General features: G+C 52.2%; 15 protein-coding genes, 1 pseudogene and 1 riboswitch. Of the genes and pseudogenes, 4 read left to right on the top strand and 12 right to left on the bottom strand.

Annotated elements, in window-relative coordinates; genetic code table 11:
• Positions 1 to 128: 128 nt before the first annotated feature.
• The 3 genes and pseudogenes from ACMYR3_RS11755 to ACMYR3_RS11745 form a co-directional block, all read right to left on the bottom strand.
• On the bottom strand, positions 129 to 869 hold the full coding sequence (locus ACMYR3_RS11755; protein WP_424192134.1) for a M24 family metallopeptidase: 741 nt from the start codon (positions 867 to 869) through the stop codon (positions 129 to 131).
• A 42-nt stretch (positions 870 to 911) separates the two neighbouring features.
• Positions 912 to 1,640 (bottom strand): 2Fe-2S iron-sulfur cluster-binding protein, encoded by a 729-nt coding sequence (locus ACMYR3_RS11750; protein WP_424196494.1) that lies wholly within the window; start codon positions 1,638 to 1,640, stop codon positions 912 to 914.
• 48 nt (positions 1,641 to 1,688) lie between these two features.
• Positions 1,689 to 2,012: pseudogene (locus ACMYR3_RS11745) on the bottom strand (FAD-binding oxidoreductase); the annotation flags it as partial.
• Between the two features lie 133 nt (positions 2,013 to 2,145).
• On the opposite strand from ACMYR3_RS11745, the gene ACMYR3_RS11740 reads away from it, so the two are divergent.
• On the top strand, positions 2,146 to 3,639 hold the full coding sequence (locus ACMYR3_RS11740) for a PLP-dependent aminotransferase family protein (protein WP_424192133.1): 1,494 nt from the start codon (positions 2,146 to 2,148) through the stop codon (positions 3,637 to 3,639).
• A 400-nt stretch (positions 3,640 to 4,039) separates the two neighbouring features.
• Here ACMYR3_RS11740 and ACMYR3_RS11735 read toward each other — a convergent pair whose 3' ends face one another.
• From ACMYR3_RS11735 to ACMYR3_RS11710, 6 genes are all read right to left on the bottom strand, one after another.
• Positions 4,040 to 5,182 (bottom strand): PilT/PilU family type 4a pilus ATPase, encoded by a 1,143-nt coding sequence (locus ACMYR3_RS11735; protein ID WP_424192132.1) that lies wholly within the window; start codon positions 5,180 to 5,182, stop codon positions 4,040 to 4,042.
• 446 nt (positions 5,183 to 5,628) lie between these two features.
• Positions 5,629 to 6,453: a 2,3,4,5-tetrahydropyridine-2,6-dicarboxylate N-succinyltransferase gene (gene dapD / locus ACMYR3_RS11730; RefSeq protein WP_424192131.1), complete on the bottom strand. Its 825-nt coding sequence runs from the start codon at positions 6,451 to 6,453 to the stop codon at positions 5,629 to 5,631.
• Between the two features lie 178 nt (positions 6,454 to 6,631).
• Positions 6,632 to 7,816 (bottom strand): succinyldiaminopimelate transaminase, encoded by a 1,185-nt coding sequence (dapC, locus tag ACMYR3_RS11725; protein WP_424192130.1) that lies wholly within the window; start codon positions 7,814 to 7,816, stop codon positions 6,632 to 6,634.
• Between the two features lie 159 nt (positions 7,817 to 7,975).
• The gene (locus tag ACMYR3_RS11720) at positions 7,976 to 8,551 is read right to left on the bottom strand and encodes a TMEM165/GDT1 family protein (protein WP_424192129.1); all 576 of its coding nucleotides are present in this window, start codon (positions 8,549 to 8,551) and stop codon (positions 7,976 to 7,978) included.
• A 96-nt stretch (positions 8,552 to 8,647) separates the two neighbouring features.
• A riboswitch (yybP-ykoY riboswitch) is annotated at positions 8,648 to 8,741 on the bottom strand.
• Positions 8,742 to 8,915: 174 nt separating this feature from the next.
• On the bottom strand, positions 8,916 to 9,773 hold the full coding sequence (locus ACMYR3_RS11715) for an N-acyl homoserine lactonase family protein (RefSeq protein ID WP_424192128.1): 858 nt from the start codon (positions 9,771 to 9,773) through the stop codon (positions 8,916 to 8,918).
• 282 nt (positions 9,774 to 10,055) lie between these two features.
• Complete coding sequence (locus ACMYR3_RS11710) at positions 10,056 to 11,726, bottom strand: electron transfer flavoprotein-ubiquinone oxidoreductase (protein WP_424192127.1); 1,671 nt, start codon at positions 11,724 to 11,726, stop codon at positions 10,056 to 10,058.
• 177 nt (positions 11,727 to 11,903) lie between these two features.
• Between ACMYR3_RS11710 and ACMYR3_RS11705 the strand changes: the two genes are divergently transcribed.
• The gene (locus ACMYR3_RS11705; RefSeq protein ID WP_424192126.1) at positions 11,904 to 12,680 is read left to right on the top strand and encodes an SDR family oxidoreductase; all 777 of its coding nucleotides are present in this window, start codon (positions 11,904 to 11,906) and stop codon (positions 12,678 to 12,680) included.
• 159 nt (positions 12,681 to 12,839) lie between these two features.
• On the opposite strand, the gene dsbD is transcribed toward ACMYR3_RS11705, so the two are convergent.
• Positions 12,840 to 14,513, bottom strand: a complete 1,674-nt coding sequence (gene dsbD, locus ACMYR3_RS11700; RefSeq protein WP_424192125.1) for a protein-disulfide reductase DsbD — start codon at positions 14,511 to 14,513, stop codon at positions 12,840 to 12,842.
• 193 nt (positions 14,514 to 14,706) lie between these two features.
• On the opposite strand from dsbD, the gene ACMYR3_RS11695 reads away from it, so the two are divergent.
• Together ACMYR3_RS11695 and ACMYR3_RS11690 are read left to right on the top strand one after the other, a co-directional pair.
• Positions 14,707 to 15,411 (top strand): CoA transferase subunit A, encoded by a 705-nt coding sequence (locus ACMYR3_RS11695; RefSeq protein ID WP_424191998.1) that lies wholly within the window; start codon positions 14,707 to 14,709, stop codon positions 15,409 to 15,411.
• A 67-nt stretch (positions 15,412 to 15,478) separates the two neighbouring features.
• Entirely contained in the window at positions 15,479 to 16,108 is a 630-nt protein-coding gene (locus ACMYR3_RS11690) for a CoA transferase subunit B (RefSeq protein WP_424191997.1), read from the top strand.
• Between the two features lie 78 nt (positions 16,109 to 16,186).
• Here the strand turns inward: ACMYR3_RS11690 and ACMYR3_RS11685 are convergent, their stop codons facing one another.
• Together ACMYR3_RS11685 and ACMYR3_RS11680 are read right to left on the bottom strand one after the other, a co-directional pair.
• Positions 16,187 to 17,479 carry an HD-GYP domain-containing protein gene (locus tag ACMYR3_RS11685; protein WP_424192124.1) on the bottom strand — a complete coding sequence of 431 codons (1,293 nt, stop codon included), beginning with the start codon at positions 17,477 to 17,479 and terminating at the stop codon, positions 16,187 to 16,189.
• 5 nt (positions 17,480 to 17,484) lie between these two features.
• Complete coding sequence (locus ACMYR3_RS11680) at positions 17,485 to 18,066, bottom strand: acyl-homoserine-lactone synthase (protein WP_424192123.1); 582 nt, start codon at positions 18,064 to 18,066, stop codon at positions 17,485 to 17,487.
• Positions 18,067 to 18,081 lie beyond the last annotated feature (15 nt).

Here is an 18,081-nt window from a genome sequence, read left to right as displayed (position 1 = left end):
TGTTCATTTTCAGGTACAGAGACCTGCATTATTCAGCTCACGTCGCCCAGTTGGGGGAGTGGAATGAGGATTTGAAGTCTGGGCTTGTGTCGTAGCATTACCTTGCAAAGTAGCCAAGGATTTCCATACTAGCGTTGCGTCTCATGGAAGTCCTTGGCGCTCGAGATTAAAGATGGGGCGGTGAAGTAACTATCTTCCAGCAACATGTCTTCGAAGAATGCGCCATAGTGCTGTTGAGGGTGGCGGATGTGGATCTCCAGCACCCACAATAAGCGTGACGGAGTGAACTCAACCTCGGCGAGCGATCCCTCGTAGATCGCCGCATGCGGAAAGTCAGCGATGCGATGCCCGGAAAGATCCAGATTGAGGGCCCAGCCACGTTTTTCTGCCTCGTAGGTAGCATAGTCGTAGAGCGCTTTACCGGTGACACCGTGCGTAGCCCAGTGTCGACGTACGATGTGGAAGATTTCGCGCGCGTCGTTGGCACAGCGGTTCAGTTCAGGGTTGTTGCCAGTAACAAATGTATCGCCGCCATCACCTTCCCATTGTTTCCACACCGGACCGATGTCGATCAAGAAAATGTCGTCGGCACCAAGAACGACTCCTGGATCGGATGGCGCACCAAAGGTCTTTGTCGTATTGCTACCGAAGCGCACGTACACGTCGTGCCAGCCTTGTAGCATTTTGGACTCGGCCAGTAAGTCCTTCGCCATTTCGACCGCATCCTCTTCAATCATTCCGGGATGCACGGCGGTAGCGATTCGATGAATGGCATCGCGTGTCATGTTGCGAACGACAAGCAATTGAGCCGGATCAAATGTAGGAGCAGTGCGTTCAAGTTGTTGCTGGTGTTCCGATACGATGGTCATGATGATTCCTTTGGGGTTGAGATGGGGGTGATGGAAAGTGATTCAAAAGGTGGCTTGCAACAAGACAAGGCATAAGCCGTCCAGCGTTTTGTCGAGTTGAATCTGGCAAGCGAGGCGATGGTGAGGCTGTGTACCATTCAGTGTGGCCAACAACCTTGTTTCGGTGCGATTTGGCGGGGGCAGCCGCGAATACCAGTCGGGCTCAATTTCAATCCGACAGGTACCGCATGATGCGCAACCACCGCAGACGCCGTTCAGCAAACCTGCTTGTCGTAGCGCGGTCATCAGCGATCCTTCTGCGGCAACAGTAAGTGAGTGCGAACAGCGCTGGGATGTATCTTGTTGCACCTGGATCAGTATCAAGTTTTCCGTCTGCGCCATGTTTGATTGGATTGGCGGTTCAAACGCATCTGCGTAAAAACGTTCGGCGTTCAGCCCACATTGTTCGGTGAGCAATCGACGTGCTTCGGAAACCATGGTCGGTGAGCCGCAGGCGTAAACCTGTGCAGTACGCAGATCTGGGTGATCTACAGCTGCGCATTCTTGAACGAACCCTCGACGTCCTGCCCATGCTTCATCCTGGCTGGTCAGCACCGGTATATAGTGAAAATGAGGATGTTGCTGTTCCAACGCCTCGAAGTGCGAAGACAAATACATTTCATCAGCATCACGTCCACCCCAATACAGCGTAATGGGATGGGTTGTATCTGCAGCCAGTGCCTGCTCCAGCAGCGCAGTGAGTGGAGCAATGCCGGTCCCGGTAGCTAACATCACGGTGGTTTCGTGGGGATGAGGAGACTGCCAGATACAGTCGCCATACGGGCCGCTAATCGTTAGTGTAAGGCCGTGAGATATACCTGCTTGCAGTGCATTGATCAGCCAGGTCGAGAAAAGTCCATCCGAATAGAGTCGAATGTGTAGGTCCAGAGGCCTGCCTGGTTGCCACGCCCGCGCGATGGAATAGCAGCGAGTCTCGCCCTCAGGAAGGTGGATAGCGATGTACTGTCCAGCTTGGTATGCCATTGTAGTATCGCCTTCAGTTCTCAATGCTAGTCGGATGATTTCCGGGCCAATTCGATCAAGCGCATCAATGTGCGCATTGCGGAGTTGAGATGAAGGCAAGAACGTTTGTTGGAGTGTCATGAGATTTGATCTTTAACTACACGAGACGATGCGTTATATTCACATTTTTCTGGACCCTATTGATCATCCAGTTTATGAATTCTATAGGGGCCAGATGTGCCATCACATACTTCGTCAGTCAATGAGGTTGAACATGCTTAGGCCCTGGGACTTGGAAGTTCAAATCAGTCGTGATAGTGCGATTGCACTGCACATCCAGATCGTGCAGGCGGTTGTTGAGGCGATCACGCGAGGAAGGTTGTTGCCCACGGCTCCAATGCCAGGTAGCCGAGACCTTGCCGAGCGCGTGGGCGTCAACCGCAAAACCGTAGTGCTAGCGTATGACGAACTTGTGGCTCAGGGCTGGCTGACGACTCAAGGCAAGCGTGGCACGTTTGTCGCAGCAGCCTTACCAAAGCTGGATGCGAAGATCAGCATGGCAAAGCGTGGTGCTCAGTCGCCGATACACTCATCATTAAGTGGCGTGAAGCTATACGGTGAACCGCTGCATTGGGATGAGGATGGCAGGCACGGAAAGAACCTTATTGATTTCAATGACGGTGTACCGGATACGCGACTGATTCCTTATGACGTATTATCGCGTGCTTTCCGTCATGCGCTTGTCACCATGGCCCGTACCAATCAGCTGGGATATGGTGATCCACGCGGGTCTTTGCTGCTGCGTCAGGCATTGACCAGAATGCTCAACATGGAACGGGGGCTGGACACGAGTCCAGAAAATTTGTGTCTGGTGCGTGGTAGCCAGATGGGCATTTTCCTTGCCGCTCGGATCTTGGTGCGTCCGGGTGACTGCGTTGCGTTCGAGATGCTCAGTTATGGTCCGGCGCGAGAGGCTTTTCGGGTGTGTGGGGCCAGCGTATTTGGTGTCGACCAGGACGAACACGGACTGGTGCCGCAATCCTTGGAGCGATTGTGCCGCAAACAGCGGATTCGAGCGGTGTATGTGACACCGCATCACCAGTTCCCGACCACAGTAATGATGCCTGTAGAGCGGCGTCTGCGTTTGTTAATGTTGGCGGAGCAGTTTGGATTTGTCATCGTCGAGGACGATTACGACCACGAGTTTCACTTCGATCACCGCCCCATGCTGCCGTTGGCGAGTGGCGATCATGCTGGCCAGGTGATTTACATCGGTTCGTTGTCCAAAGTGCTGGCACCGGGCCTTCGGGTTGGTTATTTGGCGGCATCTCCCGACATCGTGAACCGTTGTGTGGCCGAGATCATGTTGATTGATCGCCAAGGTAATGCCGTGACGGAACTGGCTGTCGCTGAACTGATGGAGAGTGGTGAACTGAAACGCCACATCCGGCGTGCACTGCGCATCTACGAACAGCGTCGCAACTCTGCTGCCGCCGCTATTCGGACAGAACTTTCCCCATGGTTGGACTTTGATCTGCCTGCAGGAGGTTTGGCATTTTGGTTGCGCCTAGCTGATGGCATGAATCCGGATGCACTTGCTGAAGAAGCCTTGAGGCACCGGGTGCGGATACTGCCAGGTACGCAGTTCTCTATTGGTAAGGCGGCGTCCGTATCTGGCGTCCGTCTGGGGTTTGCCAGCTTGGATGAGGCTGCGTTTAATAGCGGATTGCAGCAGTTGAAGGTGGTATTGGCTAGCATGTGTTGCTAGTTATGACATCCTCGCCTGGATGATCACGAGACCCTTTGTTGAGCAAGCGCGGGTAATTACTTTCCAATCGATGGATCGTGTTGCCATCCCAAGTTCCACGATGTGTCTGCCTTGAACAATGGCTGTCATGGTTTACACGATCATTGCTTTGTCACCGGTTTGGTTTTCAAGACACTAAGTTGATTGCCCTTCATGTTATTGTGTGCATGGTGAAGAGTTTGGTGGTGAGTTGGATGGTTATGGTAAGTCAATACCCATAAACCCCCTGCCATTGTTGTGGCAGGTCTCAGCATCGATCAATGTGAAGCCAGCATGAAATGAAAAAAGATGGCTAGGTCCGTTTTCGGGAAGAAAGCAGATATCGTAGACACTATTGATTCAATACTCATGAAATCCCTGCTTACATCTCCAGAGTGAATTCACTGAACGATGGGCCGGTTGGGGTTTCTTCAATAACTGGTTCGGGTGGCAAATGTGCACTGGCCACAAAGTTGTTTTCCAGTACCCATAGCAAATTGGTGGGCGAGTCGGAGTGGGCCAGGGCTTCTTCTTGTGTGACCATTTCATCACGAATCAATTGGGCGAGTGATTGTTCAAAGGTGAGTGAGCCGGGTGCCAGACTTTTTTCCATGGCCGCCTTGATGCCATTGATATCGCCTTGCTCAATCAGCTCGGACACATGACGGCTGTTGATCATGATTTCTGCCGCGGGGACACGCCCGCCGCGTTTAGCGCGCAGCAGGCGTTGCGAGATGATGGCTTTTAACGAGGAGGACATATCGGCCAGCAAGGCGTTACGGCTTTCCAGCGGATAGAACGACAAGATCCGGTTCAGCGCGTGATAACTGTTATTGGCGTGCAGGGTGGCCAGACACAAGTGACCTGACTGCGCATATGCCAGTGCCGCGGTCATGGTTTCGCGATCACGAATCTCACCAATCAAGATGCAGTCGGGTGCCTGGCGCAAGGCGTTTTTCAGTGCGATTTGCAGACTGGCTGCGTCGGAGCCGATTTCACGCTGGTTGATGATCGATTTTTTATTGCGAAACACATATTCGATCGGATCTTCAATCGTCAAAATATGGCCGGGCATCTGTTCGTTGCGGTAATCGAGCATGGCTGCCAGCGAAGTTGATTTGCCAGAGCCGGTGGCACCCACCATCAAGATCAGGCCGCGTTTTTCCAGAATCAAAGTGCTCAGGGCTTCTGGAACTCCTAATGAACCCAGCGCGGGAATGTCACTGGGAATATAACGAATCACCGCAGAAAAGGAGCCACGCTGACGAAACGCCGAAAGCCGGAAACTACCGACGCCGGTGACGGGCAGACCGATGTTGAGTTCATTGGTGTTTTCCAGTTCGACCATTCGTTCGGGCGTGATGACCTCGTTGAGTAATGAACGAATCCGCGTATTGTCCAGCCGTTGCTGGTTGATGGGGATGGTCAGGCCATTGATCTTGATGTGTACGGGTGAGCCGACCGCGAGAAACATGTCGGATGCCCCTTTTTCTGACATCAGGTGAAATAGTCTTTCCATTGCCATGGTGCTGCTCCTGTTTTTTGTCTCTGAACTGAAGGGAGAGTAGTGCAGCGCAAGCAAAAACGGGTGGAACAATTTGCGGTTTGGCCTGCCGGTTACTTTATGAAACAAGTCGATGTTGACGAAGCTAACCGACGAAAAGCGATAGCCTGATTGAAGTTGATGAGGATGTCAGTGCATCGGGCTGATGGTTGGCCGAGCTGGCTGCAGCGGCAGAATACCTTGCAGCAGGGTGAGTGAGACACGGCAGCGAATGCTCGGCAGCAAGTCGTGCGATATTAAAATACCCCCTATAAGTATTTTTAAGGAATAAGTTAAAACGTACTATATAGGTTAATTATTGATGATACTCCCTATTTTTTATCAAAAAATGGCATAAAAACAGGAAGCGCATTCTCACCATCTGACGGCGATTTATTGGCCGCCAAATGGTGCGTGACACCGTGCAATCAGGCGCGCAGCAGTTCGTTAATGCTGGTTTTGGAGCGGGTTTGTGCATCCACGCGTTTGACAATGACCGCGCAGTAAAGGCTGTACTTGCCATCGGCAGAAGGCAGGTTGCCTGATACCACGACGGAGCCTTCGGGCACGCGACCGTAAATCACTTCGCCGGTGGCGCGGTCGTAAATTTTGGTGGATTGGCCGATGTAGACACCCATCGAAATCACACAGTTGTCTTCCACAATCACACCTTCCACCACTTCGGAGCGGGCGCCAATAAAGCAGTTGTCACCGATGATGGTCGGATTGGCTTGCAGTGGCTCGAGTACGCCACCAATGCCGACGCCACCGGACAGATGGACATTCTTGCCAATCTGCGCACAGGAGCCCACGGTTGCCCAGGTATCGACCATCGTGCCTTCATCAACATAAGCACCAATATTGACGTAGGACGGCATCAGCACCACGTTCTTGCCGATGAAGCTGCCACGGCGTGCCACTGCGGGAGGAACCACGCGAAAGCCGCCACGACGAAACTCTTCGGCGGAGTAGTCGGCAAATTTGGTGGGTACTTTATCAAAGTACTGAATGCCACCGCCACCGGCGATAGGAATGTTTTCTTCCAGGCGAAATGACAGCAGCACGGCTTTTTTAACCCACTGGTGCACGACCCATTCGCCATTGAGTTTTTCGGCGACACGCAGCGTACCCTTATTGAGTTCTTCGATCACGTGCGCCACGGCTTCGCCCACTTTGGCGGGTGCAGTCACTGGGGCAATATTGGCGCGGTCTTCCCACGCGGCGTCGATAATGGCTTGTAATTCGTTGGACATGGTTGATTGTCAGGTTAGTGATGAAGCAGGCAGCTTATGACTGGCGCAGCACTGCAACATCGGGTTGGTCATAAAAAACTTGGGGCTGGCGCAATGAATCAAATTGCCAGCCAATCAGGTGATGACGCGATTAGCATTATCAGGGCATGCCAATCGCAAAATTTAATTGGTTTTATCTTTACAGCTTACTGGCAAATTCGGCGATCCGCCGTGCGCCCTCTAGACATTCGGCGACCTCGGCCACCAGCGCCAGGCGAACTCGGTTACGTCCCGGATTCACGCCGTTGGACTCGCGCGCCAGATAACTGCCAGGCAATACCGTCACATTATAGTCAGCCAGCAGCCGGACCGCGAAATCCTCGTCTGCAATCGGGGTTCCTACCCACAAATAAAATCCGGCATCGGGCATTTGCACATCCAGCACGCTTTGCAAGCGTGGTGTGACCTGGGCAAACTTGGTGCGATACAACTCACGATTAGCCAGCACATGGCTTTCGTCTTGCCAGGCCGCCACACTGGCTGCTTGTACCGGCAAACTCATGGCGCTGCCATGATAGGTGCGATACAACAAAAAGGGTTTGATGATATTGGCGTCACCGGCCACAAAGCCCGAACGCAGGCCCGGCACATTGCTGCGCTTGGACAAACTGGACAACATCACGATATTGCGTGCGTCACGTCCCAGTTGTGCAGCGGCTTGTAAAGCGCCAAGTGGTGGCTGGGCTTCGTCAAAATAAATTTCCGAATAGCATTCGTCCGAGGCAATCACAAAACCATAGCGGTCCGACAATGCAAACAACATCTGCCACTCACTTAAAGGCATCACCGCACCGGTGGGGTTGCCGGGCGAGCAGGTAAACAGCAATTGGGTTTTTTGCCAGACCGCTTCAGGCACGCTGGCCCAGTCAGTCGCAAAATTGCGCGCTGGATCGGCATTCACAAAATAGGGCGTGGCACCCGCCAGATAAGCTGCCCCTTCATAAATTTGGTAAAACGGATTGGGGCACAGCACATAAGCCTCGCGGCTGGCATCCACCACCGTTTGCGTCAGTGCAAAGAGCGCCTCGCGCGAGCCATTCACCGGCAAAATCTGCGTCGCGGCATCCAGTTGCAAGCCATAACGCCGCTGCAGCCAGTGCGCAATTGCTTCGCGCAACGGCGCCGTGCCCAGTGTCGCCGGATACACCGCCAAACCACTCAAACCCTTGCTTAACTCATCTTTAATAAATTGCGGCGTCGCGTGCTTGGGCTCGCCAATCCCTAATGAGATTGCGCTATACGCAGCATTGGGGGTGACCTGCGCAGTCAACTTGCGCAGTTTTTCAAAAGGATAAGTCTGAAGCTTTTGCAGAAATGGATTCACGTTGAGCGGCTGTAGTCAGCGGGTAAAGGTGGGTAATAAAGGGTGAGGGGGGATTATAAAGGTTGAAGGTGCTTGCGTGAGTTTGATTGCAGGTGGTCTGCAACTGCAATCAAACCTGGCAACGCCAGTAGCATCAACGGCATTGTTGCAGATTGACCATCAAACCCCCAAGCCCTGTCCCAGCCCCAGTAAAGTGGCAATGCCAAGTACGGCAAAGATGGCCGCAGCAATCCGGTGTACCAGTTGCACTGGCATACGGCTGGCGATTTGGTTGCCAAACAAAACCGCGGGGACGTTGGCGATCATCATGCCTAGTGTGGTGCCTGCCACCACGGCAAAGAGCTGGTGATATTGCGCGGCGAGGGCGATGGTGGCAATCTGGGTTTTGTCGCCCATCTCGGCCAGAAAAAATGCCACGAGCGTGGTACCAAAGACGCCCATATGGGCAAGCTTGGCGTCATCCTCATCGATCTTGTCGGGTACCAGAATCCAGGCTGCCATGGCAATAAAAGAGATACCTAAAATCCAGCGTAATGTGATGGGGTCAATCAGGTTATGAATCCACGCGCCGAGTGCGCCAGCAAAGCCATGGTTGACGAGGGTGGCGACCAGAATACCGGCAATGATGGGGACGGGCTTACGAAATTTGGCGGCGAGCAGAAACGCGAGCAGTTGGGTCTTGTCGCCAATTTCAGCAAGAGCGACGATACCGGTAGAGATGAGAAAGGCTTCCATATTTGACTCCAGGCCGGTGATGATCCATTGACCTCAACCCACTCCGGCCATAGGCAGTGGGAAAAGGTCAAAGGTCTTGCCAGGCTGGATGAAATGAAGCACATCCATGCTGCTTGCGCCATGATCGATCCGACCAAGTATGTTGACGCAAGCCCGAGGTGAAGGGCGGCTACTCCCCAATGACAGCTTGAATCTTAACCGATCTGGCTGGCAGCCGTCTTACTTTTGATGAACCTGGCCAGTTGCCGGCTGGCCGGACGGTTCTGGTTGATACGGTCGGCTGATCTGCTCAGGGCTGAATGATGGATGGTTGTTGCAAACAATCAGCCCGGCTTGAAATCAGCCGACTAAACTTAATACCAACTTATTCGAGGTAGGCCGGAAATTTTGGCAAGGCCTTGAAGTCATTGGCGTCATGTTGCACATACAGGCGGCCATGGGTGTTTTTGACAATGGTTTCAATACGGTCAATGGAGGCCAGCGTGTCAGCGCGGCTGACGTTAAAGCCGGGAACGCGATGATATTTGCGGTTGTCTTTGGTGTGATACAGGTCGCCTGACAAAATCACCGTGCCAGCCTTGTTGAGTTTGATGGCCAGTACCTGGCTGCCAGGTGTGTGGCCGGGTACTTTGAAGATGCGCACACTGCCATCACCAAAGACGTCATGGTCGCCAGTAATCATTTGCGTTTTGACTTGTTTGATGTTGCTAAACGATGCGGCGTTGACACCAAATGGGCTTGGTGTGGATGTGGCCCAATTGACTTCATTCTGATTCACAATCCAGGTTGATTTTTCAAACAAATTGGCATTGCCGGTGTGATCAAAATGGAAGTGTGAGAAGGCGACAAATTCCACTTCGTCGGGTGTCAGGCCAATTGCCTTGAGCTGGCTGCTCAACGTGACTGGCACCACCATATGAAAGACGCCATCAGTGACACCATCCTTGCTCTCCGCCATTTTGTCACCCAGGCCGGTGTCCCACACCAGGGTGCCTTTGGGATGGCGAATCACATAGCAGGGGTCCACCAGTGTGGCAGGCTTGCCATCGTATTCACCGGTGTCAGAAAAAAAGCTCATATCCTTGACGTCGACCTTGCCGCAATCCAGTGCATAAAGGCGCACCGAGGTCACCGGCTCGGCGGCTTGGATCATCGGGCTGGTCAGGCTGGCGGTAGTGCCAAGAGTCAAGACGAGACTGGTCAATATTTGATTTTTAAACATGGGTTCTCCAAAGGGCGGGTTCAACTCGGGTCATAGCCTAAATCCTCGCTGAAAAGCTGAACAGATACAGAAGGTCGTTTTATTTCAGCATCTCGTGGTGGATGCTGTGCGTCCAAGGTGTCGGTCAAGTCATCATGCGTTGACGGCTTGCCATACCAAAGCTTGGCATCAGTATAAGAAGAATTGATGAAACTTGCTGCTGAATGGATTAGTGTCAATAAAAAAACAGGCCAGACCTGCTGTGCAGTGTCTGGCCTATTGTGGTGGTGAGGCTAGGCTTGATTACATATTGGGGTAATTAGGCCCGCCGCCACCTTCGGGTGTCACCCAGACAATATTTTGAGTAGGGTCTTTGATGTCACAGGTCTTGCAATGCACACAGTTTTGCGCGTTGATCTGCAGGCGATTATCACCGGCGTCATTGCGCACAAACTCATACACGCCAGCAGGGCAGTAGCGTGCTTCCGGCCCTGCATATTGGGCAAGGTTGATGTGTACTGGCACTGAGTCATCCTTGAGGGTCAGATGTGCGGGCTGGTTTTCTTCATGGTTGGTATTGGAAATAAAGACCGATGAGAGGCGATCAAAGGTCAACACGCCGTCTGGTTTGGGATATTCAATGGGGGCAAACTCGGTGGCCGGACGCAGATAGGTATGATCGGCGTGCTGATGATGCAGCGTCCAGGGGGCTTTGCCCTTGAAGATTTTTTGATCAATAAACAGTAGCGGTGCACCAATGTATAAGTGCTTGCTCAAAATTGGTTTGAAATTGCGTGCCTTGTGCAGTTCTTCCTGCAGCCAGCTTTGTTGGTAGGCTTGGGGATAGGCGCTGAGTTCATCACCACTGCGCTCGGCGCCGAGTGCAGCAACGGCGGCCTCGGCAGCCATCATGCCGCTCTTGATGGCAGCATGCGAACCCTTGATGCGCGAGGCATTCAGAAAGCCGGCATCACAGCCAATCAGTGCGCCACCGGGAAAGACCAGCTTGGGTAATGACTGCCAGCCGCCTGCTGTAATGGCGCGAGCCCCATATGAAATCCGCTTGCCGCCTTCAAACAGGGTGCGAATGGCGGGGTGGGTTTTATAACGCTGAAATTCTTCAAAGGGGCTCAGATAAGGATTGGCATAAGACAGTCCCACCACAAAGCCGACTGCGATCTGATTGTTTTCGAGGTGATAGAGGAAGGAGCCACCGTAGGTGCTGGTATCGAGCGGCCAACCTGCGGTATGCATGACCAGGCCCGGCTGATGTTTGGCCGGATCAATTTCCCATAACTCTTTGATACCAATCGCATAGGTTTGTGGGTCACGATCCGCATCAAGCTGATATTTGCTGATGAGTTGCTTACCTAAATGACCGCGTGCGCCTTCGGCAAAAAAGGTGTATTTACCCAATAGCTCCATGCCGAGCTGAAAGTTTTCGGTAGGTTGGCCATCTTTGCCAATGCCCATATTGCCGGTAGCAATGCCACGTACTGCGCCTTGTTCGGTATACAGAATCTCAGCAGCGGCAAAGCCTGGAAAGATTTCTACGCCGAGTGCCTCGGCCTGCTGACCGAGCCAGCGCACGACATTACCCAGCGAAATGACGTAGTTACCCATATTGTGAAAGCAGTCGGGCAACAGCGCATTGGGGGTTTGAATGGCACTTTTTTCGGTCAAAAATAAAAAGCGGTCGGCGGTGACGGGTTGAGTGAGCGGCGCGCCGAGCTCTTGCCAATTGGGGATCAGCTCATTCAAGGCGATCGGGTCCATGACTGCGCCAGACAGAATATGGGCGCCCACTTCCGAGCCTTTTTCCAGCACCACAACAGAAATTTCTTTGCCTTGTTCGGCTGCCAGTTGTTTGATGCGAATCGCGGCGGCCAGGCCGGCTGGGCCGGCGCCTACGATCACGACATCATATTCCATGGATTCACGCGGGCCATATTGTTCAAGCAAAGTAGCAGTCATGTTGTTTTCCGGTGTTTTGTTCGTGGGGCGATTCACTTAATATGCAGCCAGTACAAGAATGCGACTGGCTCAAGACTGGTTCAATTAAGAGAGCATGATTGTATGTGGGTTTGAATATGCAATTATCGAACGGTCGTTCTTTTTTTAAAAGTGCTATTTTAAGGCAGGGAGAGCAATATGGGAATCGAGACCAATCTCGAAGGCAAAATCGCACTGGTCACAGGTGCTGCAAGCGGCTTGGGTGCGCGCTTTGCGCAAGTGCTGGCGAGGGCCGGTGCGGAAGTGGTGATTGCCTCACGGCGTGTGGAAAAACTCAAGGAGCTGCGTGCTGAAATTGAAGCCGAAGGCGGTGCGGCGCATGTGGTGAAGCTTGATGTGACGGACGTAGCGAGTATTCGCTCGGCGGTGGCGCATGCTGAAACCGAAGCGGGCCCGATTGATATTCTGGTCAATAACGCGGGTGTTTCGGTGACCAATAAGCTGGTCGATATCAGTGAGGAAGATTACGATTTCATCATGCAAACCAATACCCGTGGCGCTTTTTTTATGGCGCAGGAAGTGGCCAAGCGGATGTTGACGCATGCCAAGGCCAACCCCAAGCGCCAGACGCGGATTATCAATATTGGCTCGGTGGCAGCGCATAAGCCCATCAGCAAACTCGGTGTGTATGGCATGAGCAAGGCGGCGATCGTGCAGATGACCAAGGCGATGGCGCTGGAGTGGGGCAAGCATGGGATTCATGTCAACGCGATCAACCCGGGTTATATCCATACCGAAATCAACGACGCGCACTGGCAGACCGAAGCGGGTCAAAAGCTGATCAACTCCCTGCCCAACAAACGGCTTGGCGAAGCGGCTGATCTGGATGGTTTGTTATTGTTATTGGCTTCGGATGGCGTCGGCTTTATCAATGGCGCCATTTTCAATGCCGATGATGGTATGTCAGTGATGTAAGCCGTGCGGTAGACAATCAGCCAGCTCGCGCCAGCAGCAAGCGCGGTGTTGGCTGATCGGTTGGAACCGCCTTTTTAAGCGACTTTATAAGGAGTATGCTTAATAATTAACTCTTTAAGTGCGTTTTAATTGATTGTTTAAAAATACCTGTGGGGGTATTTAAGGGGTGACGGAATTGGACTGAAGTTGCTGGAGTCGTTTGGCAAACGCCTCGGCGGGCATAAAACCAATCACCCGCGCTGCCGTTATTTCCTCGCCCTGCCTATTAAAAAAGACGATGCCCGGTGGCCCAAACAGGTTAAAGCGTTTGAGTAGTTCCTTATCGGCTTCGGAATTGGCTGTCACGTCGACTTGCAGGCGCACCATCTGGTCAAGCAGCGGTTTCACGCTGGAATGCGGGAAGGTCAGCTTTTCCATTTCAATACAGCTCACGCACCAGTCGGCGTAAAAATCAAAGAGGACGATTTTGCCTTCGGTCTTGGCTTGTGCCAGTGCGGCGTCGAGTTCGGCTGAATTTTTAACGCGCTGAAACGATACTTTCTGTTGCGGATTAAAGACATCGACAATTCGGCTAAACGGGCGCCAGGCCTCCGGCAAAACGGGTGACACCACCCAGACTGCGACCAACAGCAGTAGCACACCGAATATCGCCTTGACCTTGTTCATCCAGTTGCCTGCGCGCGGCAGCAGCGAGCCAGCTGACAGGCCAATCAGCAACAAAGGTACACTCATGCCAATCGCCATCGCAAACAGGGCGCTGCCGCCAATGAGTACGTTACGCGTCTGGCTGATATAGAGCAGGGCACCCGCCAAGGGTGCGGCCACGCAAGGGCTGACAATCAAGGCCGACAAGGCGCCCATGATGAACACACCAGTCAGGCTGCCTGCGCTTTGTTTATCGGACTGACCAGCCAGTTTGTCGCGCAGCGCCATCGGCAGTTGCAGTTCATACAGACCAAACATGGAGAGGGCGAGCGCTACCAGCAAGGCCGCAAACAGGATCAGCACCCAGGGTTTTTGCAGAGCAGCGGACAGGCCTTCACCAATTAAACCGGCGGCGACGCCCAGCGCGGTATAAACCAGCGCCATGCCCAGCGAATACAGCAAGGACAACATGAAGTTGCGTGTCCGCGAAGGCGCTTGCCCTTCGGACTGACTACCCACAATGATGGACGATAGAATCGGCAGCATTGGCAAGACACAGGGTGTGAAGCAGAGCAGCAGACCCAGCACAAAAAAAACCGGCACGATCAGGCTCAAAGAGCCACTGTGTAACGCTTGGGTAATACGATTGTCTTCACTGTTTGATGTGATGGAGTTAGCCGAATTGTTGGTGCTGACACTGGCACGTGCAACATCGCTGGCGCTCGAATGGCTTGGCAGGGTGGCTTGCCCGGCGGCGGGAGCCTGGCTCAGATCAACATTGACAGTTTGCTTTTGGGGTGGATAACATAAACCGGCATCGGCACAGCCTTGTGAGGTGACGGTCAATTCAAGAGCCTGGGCCTTGGCCGTCAGCGGCACAACTATGCGCAATTGCTCGCGATAGGTTTCGACTTCCTTGCCAAAGTTTTCGTCAAACTTGATCTTGCCGGGAGGAATATCAGGTTTGCCAAGCAGATCGGGCTGGGCGGTAAAGGCAAAGCGGTCACGATACAGGTAATAGCCAGGCTCGATTTTGAACGCCACCGCAATCGTTTGCTGATCGACCACTTCGGTGGTGAATTGGAAAGCTTCTTCAGCGGGCAAAAAAGTCTGTGCCTGGAGCGGAATCGTGATAATCGTCAACAATAGCACCATCAAGAGGCGCAGACAGGGTATTAATCGGTGCATGGCAATGAACATAAAAGGTGACGCTATAAACCAGAATGAATGTTGACACCAAAATGGCGCATTAGTTTAGCCAGAAAAGATCATCAATGGATGACAGGCAGGAGAATAACGCGAAAGCCACATTGGTGTGTTTCCTGCGGTGGGTTCTGACTTAAAATGATCGGGCATTATTCAATCCAACGAGAGGATCGGCATGGCAAACAAGCTGTATGGCAGTGCCCAGGCGGCATTGGCAGATATTTTAAAAGATGGGCAAACCTTGGCTGTAGGCGGCTTTGGTTTGTGTGGCATACCTGAGGCATTGATCGACGCAGTTCGTGATCTGGGTGTCAAGGATTTAACTTGCATCAGCAACAATGCTGGCGTCGATGGCTTTGGCCTGGGTAAATTACTGACGACGCGTCAAATCAAAAAAATGATTTCCAGCTATGTCGGTGAAAACAAGGAATTTGAACGCCAATACCTGTCTGGAGAACTGGCGCTGGAATTTACACCCCAAGGCACACTGGCAGAAAAGCTGCGTGCCGGTGGTGCCGGCATTCCCGCCTTTTTTACCAAGACTGGCGTGGGCACCATCGTTGCCGAGGGCAAGGAATTGCGCGAGTTTGACGGCCAGACTTATGTGATGGAGCGAGCGTTGACAGCCGATGTGGCTTTGGTCAAGGCCTATAAGGCCGATCGTGCCGGTAATCTGGTGTACCGCAAGACCGCACGTAATTTCAACCCCAATGTCGCCACTGCTGGCAAGATGACTGTTGCCGAAGTTGAAATTCTGGTCGAGAACGGCGAGCTGGCACCTGATGAAATTCATACGCCGGGTATTTTTGTTCAGCGCATTGTGGTCAATGCCACCCCGGAAAAACGCATTGAACAACGCACCATCACGCCTTCCAAATAAAGCGGCTGGTGCGACTAAAAAGCGTTTCAAGAAAGTTTTTCTGAACCGAATTCAAGAAGGATGAAGCATGGCTTGGACAAGAGATGAAATGGCAGCAAGGGCTGCCAAAGAATTGCAGGATGGTTTTTACGTCAACCTGGGGATTGGTTTGCCAACCTTGGTTGCCAATCACGTACCCGATCATATGGAAGTCTGGCTGCAATCAGAAAATGGTCTGCTGGGAATTGGCCCGTTTCCAACTGAAGATGAGATTGATGCCGATCTGATCAACGCGGGCAAGCAGACGGTGACGACCTTAAAAGGCTCCAGTATTTTTAGCAGTGCCGACTCATTTGGCATGATTCGCGGTGGTCACATCAGTCTGGCGATTTTGGGGGCGATGCAGGTCAGTGAAAAAGGTGATCTGGCCAACTGGATGATTCCAGGCAAAATGATCAAGGGCATGGGCGGCGCGATGGATCTGGTGGCAGGCGTCAAACGTGTCGTCGTACTCATGGAGCATGTTGCCAAGGGTGATGTCCATAAAATTCTTAAAGAGTGTGATTTGCCTTTGACAGGGCTGGGCGTGGTCAATCTGATCATTACCGACTTGGCGGTGATTGAAGTCACACCAGATGGTTTGACGGTGCTGGAGTTGGCACCGGATGTGACTCAGGAAGAATTGACCCGGAAAACCGGAGCCGCATTGAAATTTTAATTGAAATTTCAATTTTTCAATTAAAAAAGCCGATCAGTTTTTTGATCGGCTTTTTTATTGTCTGAACGTAATTAAATTCTATTCGGTTGGACTATGCCTCACTGAGCCAATCAATGCTTCAAAGAATGGGCGCTCATCAGGCAATATCTGATCAAGCTTGGCGGCCATTTGGCGTGATAATTCGCGCAAGCGCCAGCGTAATTCGTCAGCCAGCAAGGCTGCTTCATATTCAATCGGGTCGGGCGGTAAATTGTTGGAATCGTGCAAAGCTGATTTATAAGAGATGACATTCAGGCCAGTGCTGTAATAAGCGCGTTGAATGGCGCTAAAACGATCATGATATTTCCAGGCTAATTCAATAGCGGCGGAGCTTAACGATTGTTCACCTACTTTTTCAAAAGCTTCCGTGACATGCATGAGTTGTCGATTGATCTGATGCAGATTGTGATGCAATTCATTGGGATTGAACGGGGGCAGGTTGGTGTCATCGTCGGTTTGCGATGAAATTCGTGCCAGCAAGTCAATGACCGGACGGGCGTATTCGCCAGGTAAAATGGCCAGGGCCATATAGATCGACTTCACCGAGCGATTGCCCGACTGTATGATACCTGCCATGGTTTCAGCGACCGCCAGCAGGTGACCATCACTGAGCAATTGATGAAACAATAAGCCATTGGGATAACCCGAACCATCATGACGTTCATGATGCTGTGCCACCATTGCGGCAATTTCTGGATCAACTCCAACACAGGATAACAAGGCTTGTTGTCCGAGCAGGGGATGCTGTGCCAATTGTTGCCAATGTGCATCCTCCATTGGTTCGGTGCTATTTAAAATGGCAGGGTCGATATACAACTCGCCAACATCATGAAACACACTGGCTACTACCAATGGCCCCATGCGTTCATCGGTAGCTTGTTCAAGCCGATAACACAGCCCCATTGCCAGTAATGCCACCGTCACAAAGTGTGGCAAGACGTTGGGATTGCCAGCCTCATGGATGGATAGCATGCAATGGGCTGGTGGTTGCAAGACCATTTGTTTTAGCAGCTTGCTGGGTGTCGGCATGCCAACCCGCCAACCCGACAATGGGCGAATGGCTGGATGAGTGTCCAGCACCCGCTCAGCTTCTTGCGCAATTTGTTGAACATCCAATGGGGTATCAATACGGATGCATTGTTCCAATGGTCGTACTAGTTGATGTTGCGATAAACGTTCGACCATGGACTGGTCAATCAGCTTGTCTTTGGCGAGCAGTTTGATACCAGTGATGGAGACAACTTCTTCAGAAGTAAAGATACCGCGTTGTTGCGAGACTTGCAGCAATTGCTGCAAAAAGAACTGATTGACGACATTTGTCGCGTCTTTCATTCGGTTCAATATCCTTCCAGGGCATTGCGAGTCATGTCATCAAGTTCAATCCAACAGGCAAAAAGCGGATAACCATCGATGACCATAGCCGGGCCAGCACGGTGAACATGCACACCATAGCGATGCAGTAAACGTTCAATCCCAACGGGTGAAACGGTGATGATGCGTTTTGCGCCATGTGCTTCAGCGCAACGCAATGCTGCAGCCAGCAGTGTTTTGGTAAGGTTGACCTGGAACTGTTCTTTTTTATCGGCAGCTGATGGATTGACTGCTGCAAATCTGGAAAGCTCCCATACCTCTGCGGTGCAAGGAATGGGTGCGCCGTTTAATAGTTGTGGAAATACTTCGCTCAACAAATAGGGTTGAGTTGTGGGAAGTAGACGGGCGCAGCCATTGATGCGTCCTTGGCCATCCTGAGTAATCACATAGACCGTCTCGGGTCGATCAAACTGATCGCGCTCCAATCCAGTCTCAGCGGTGGGGAGTTCCCATCCTAGCGACTCTATGAATACTTTGTGTCGATAGGCTGCTAGAGCATGTTCAAGGCTTTTGGGAAGCTGCAGGGCGCTGCCATGAGTCGTTGTCATCGATCCACTCCGTGG

Origin of the sequence: Ampullimonas aquatilis, from assembly GCF_049675895.1 — a bacterium.
Lineage (GTDB): Bacteria > Pseudomonadota > Gammaproteobacteria > Burkholderiales > Burkholderiaceae_D > Ampullimonas > Ampullimonas aquatilis.
This window is presented reverse-complemented; position numbering and strand designations above follow the sequence as displayed.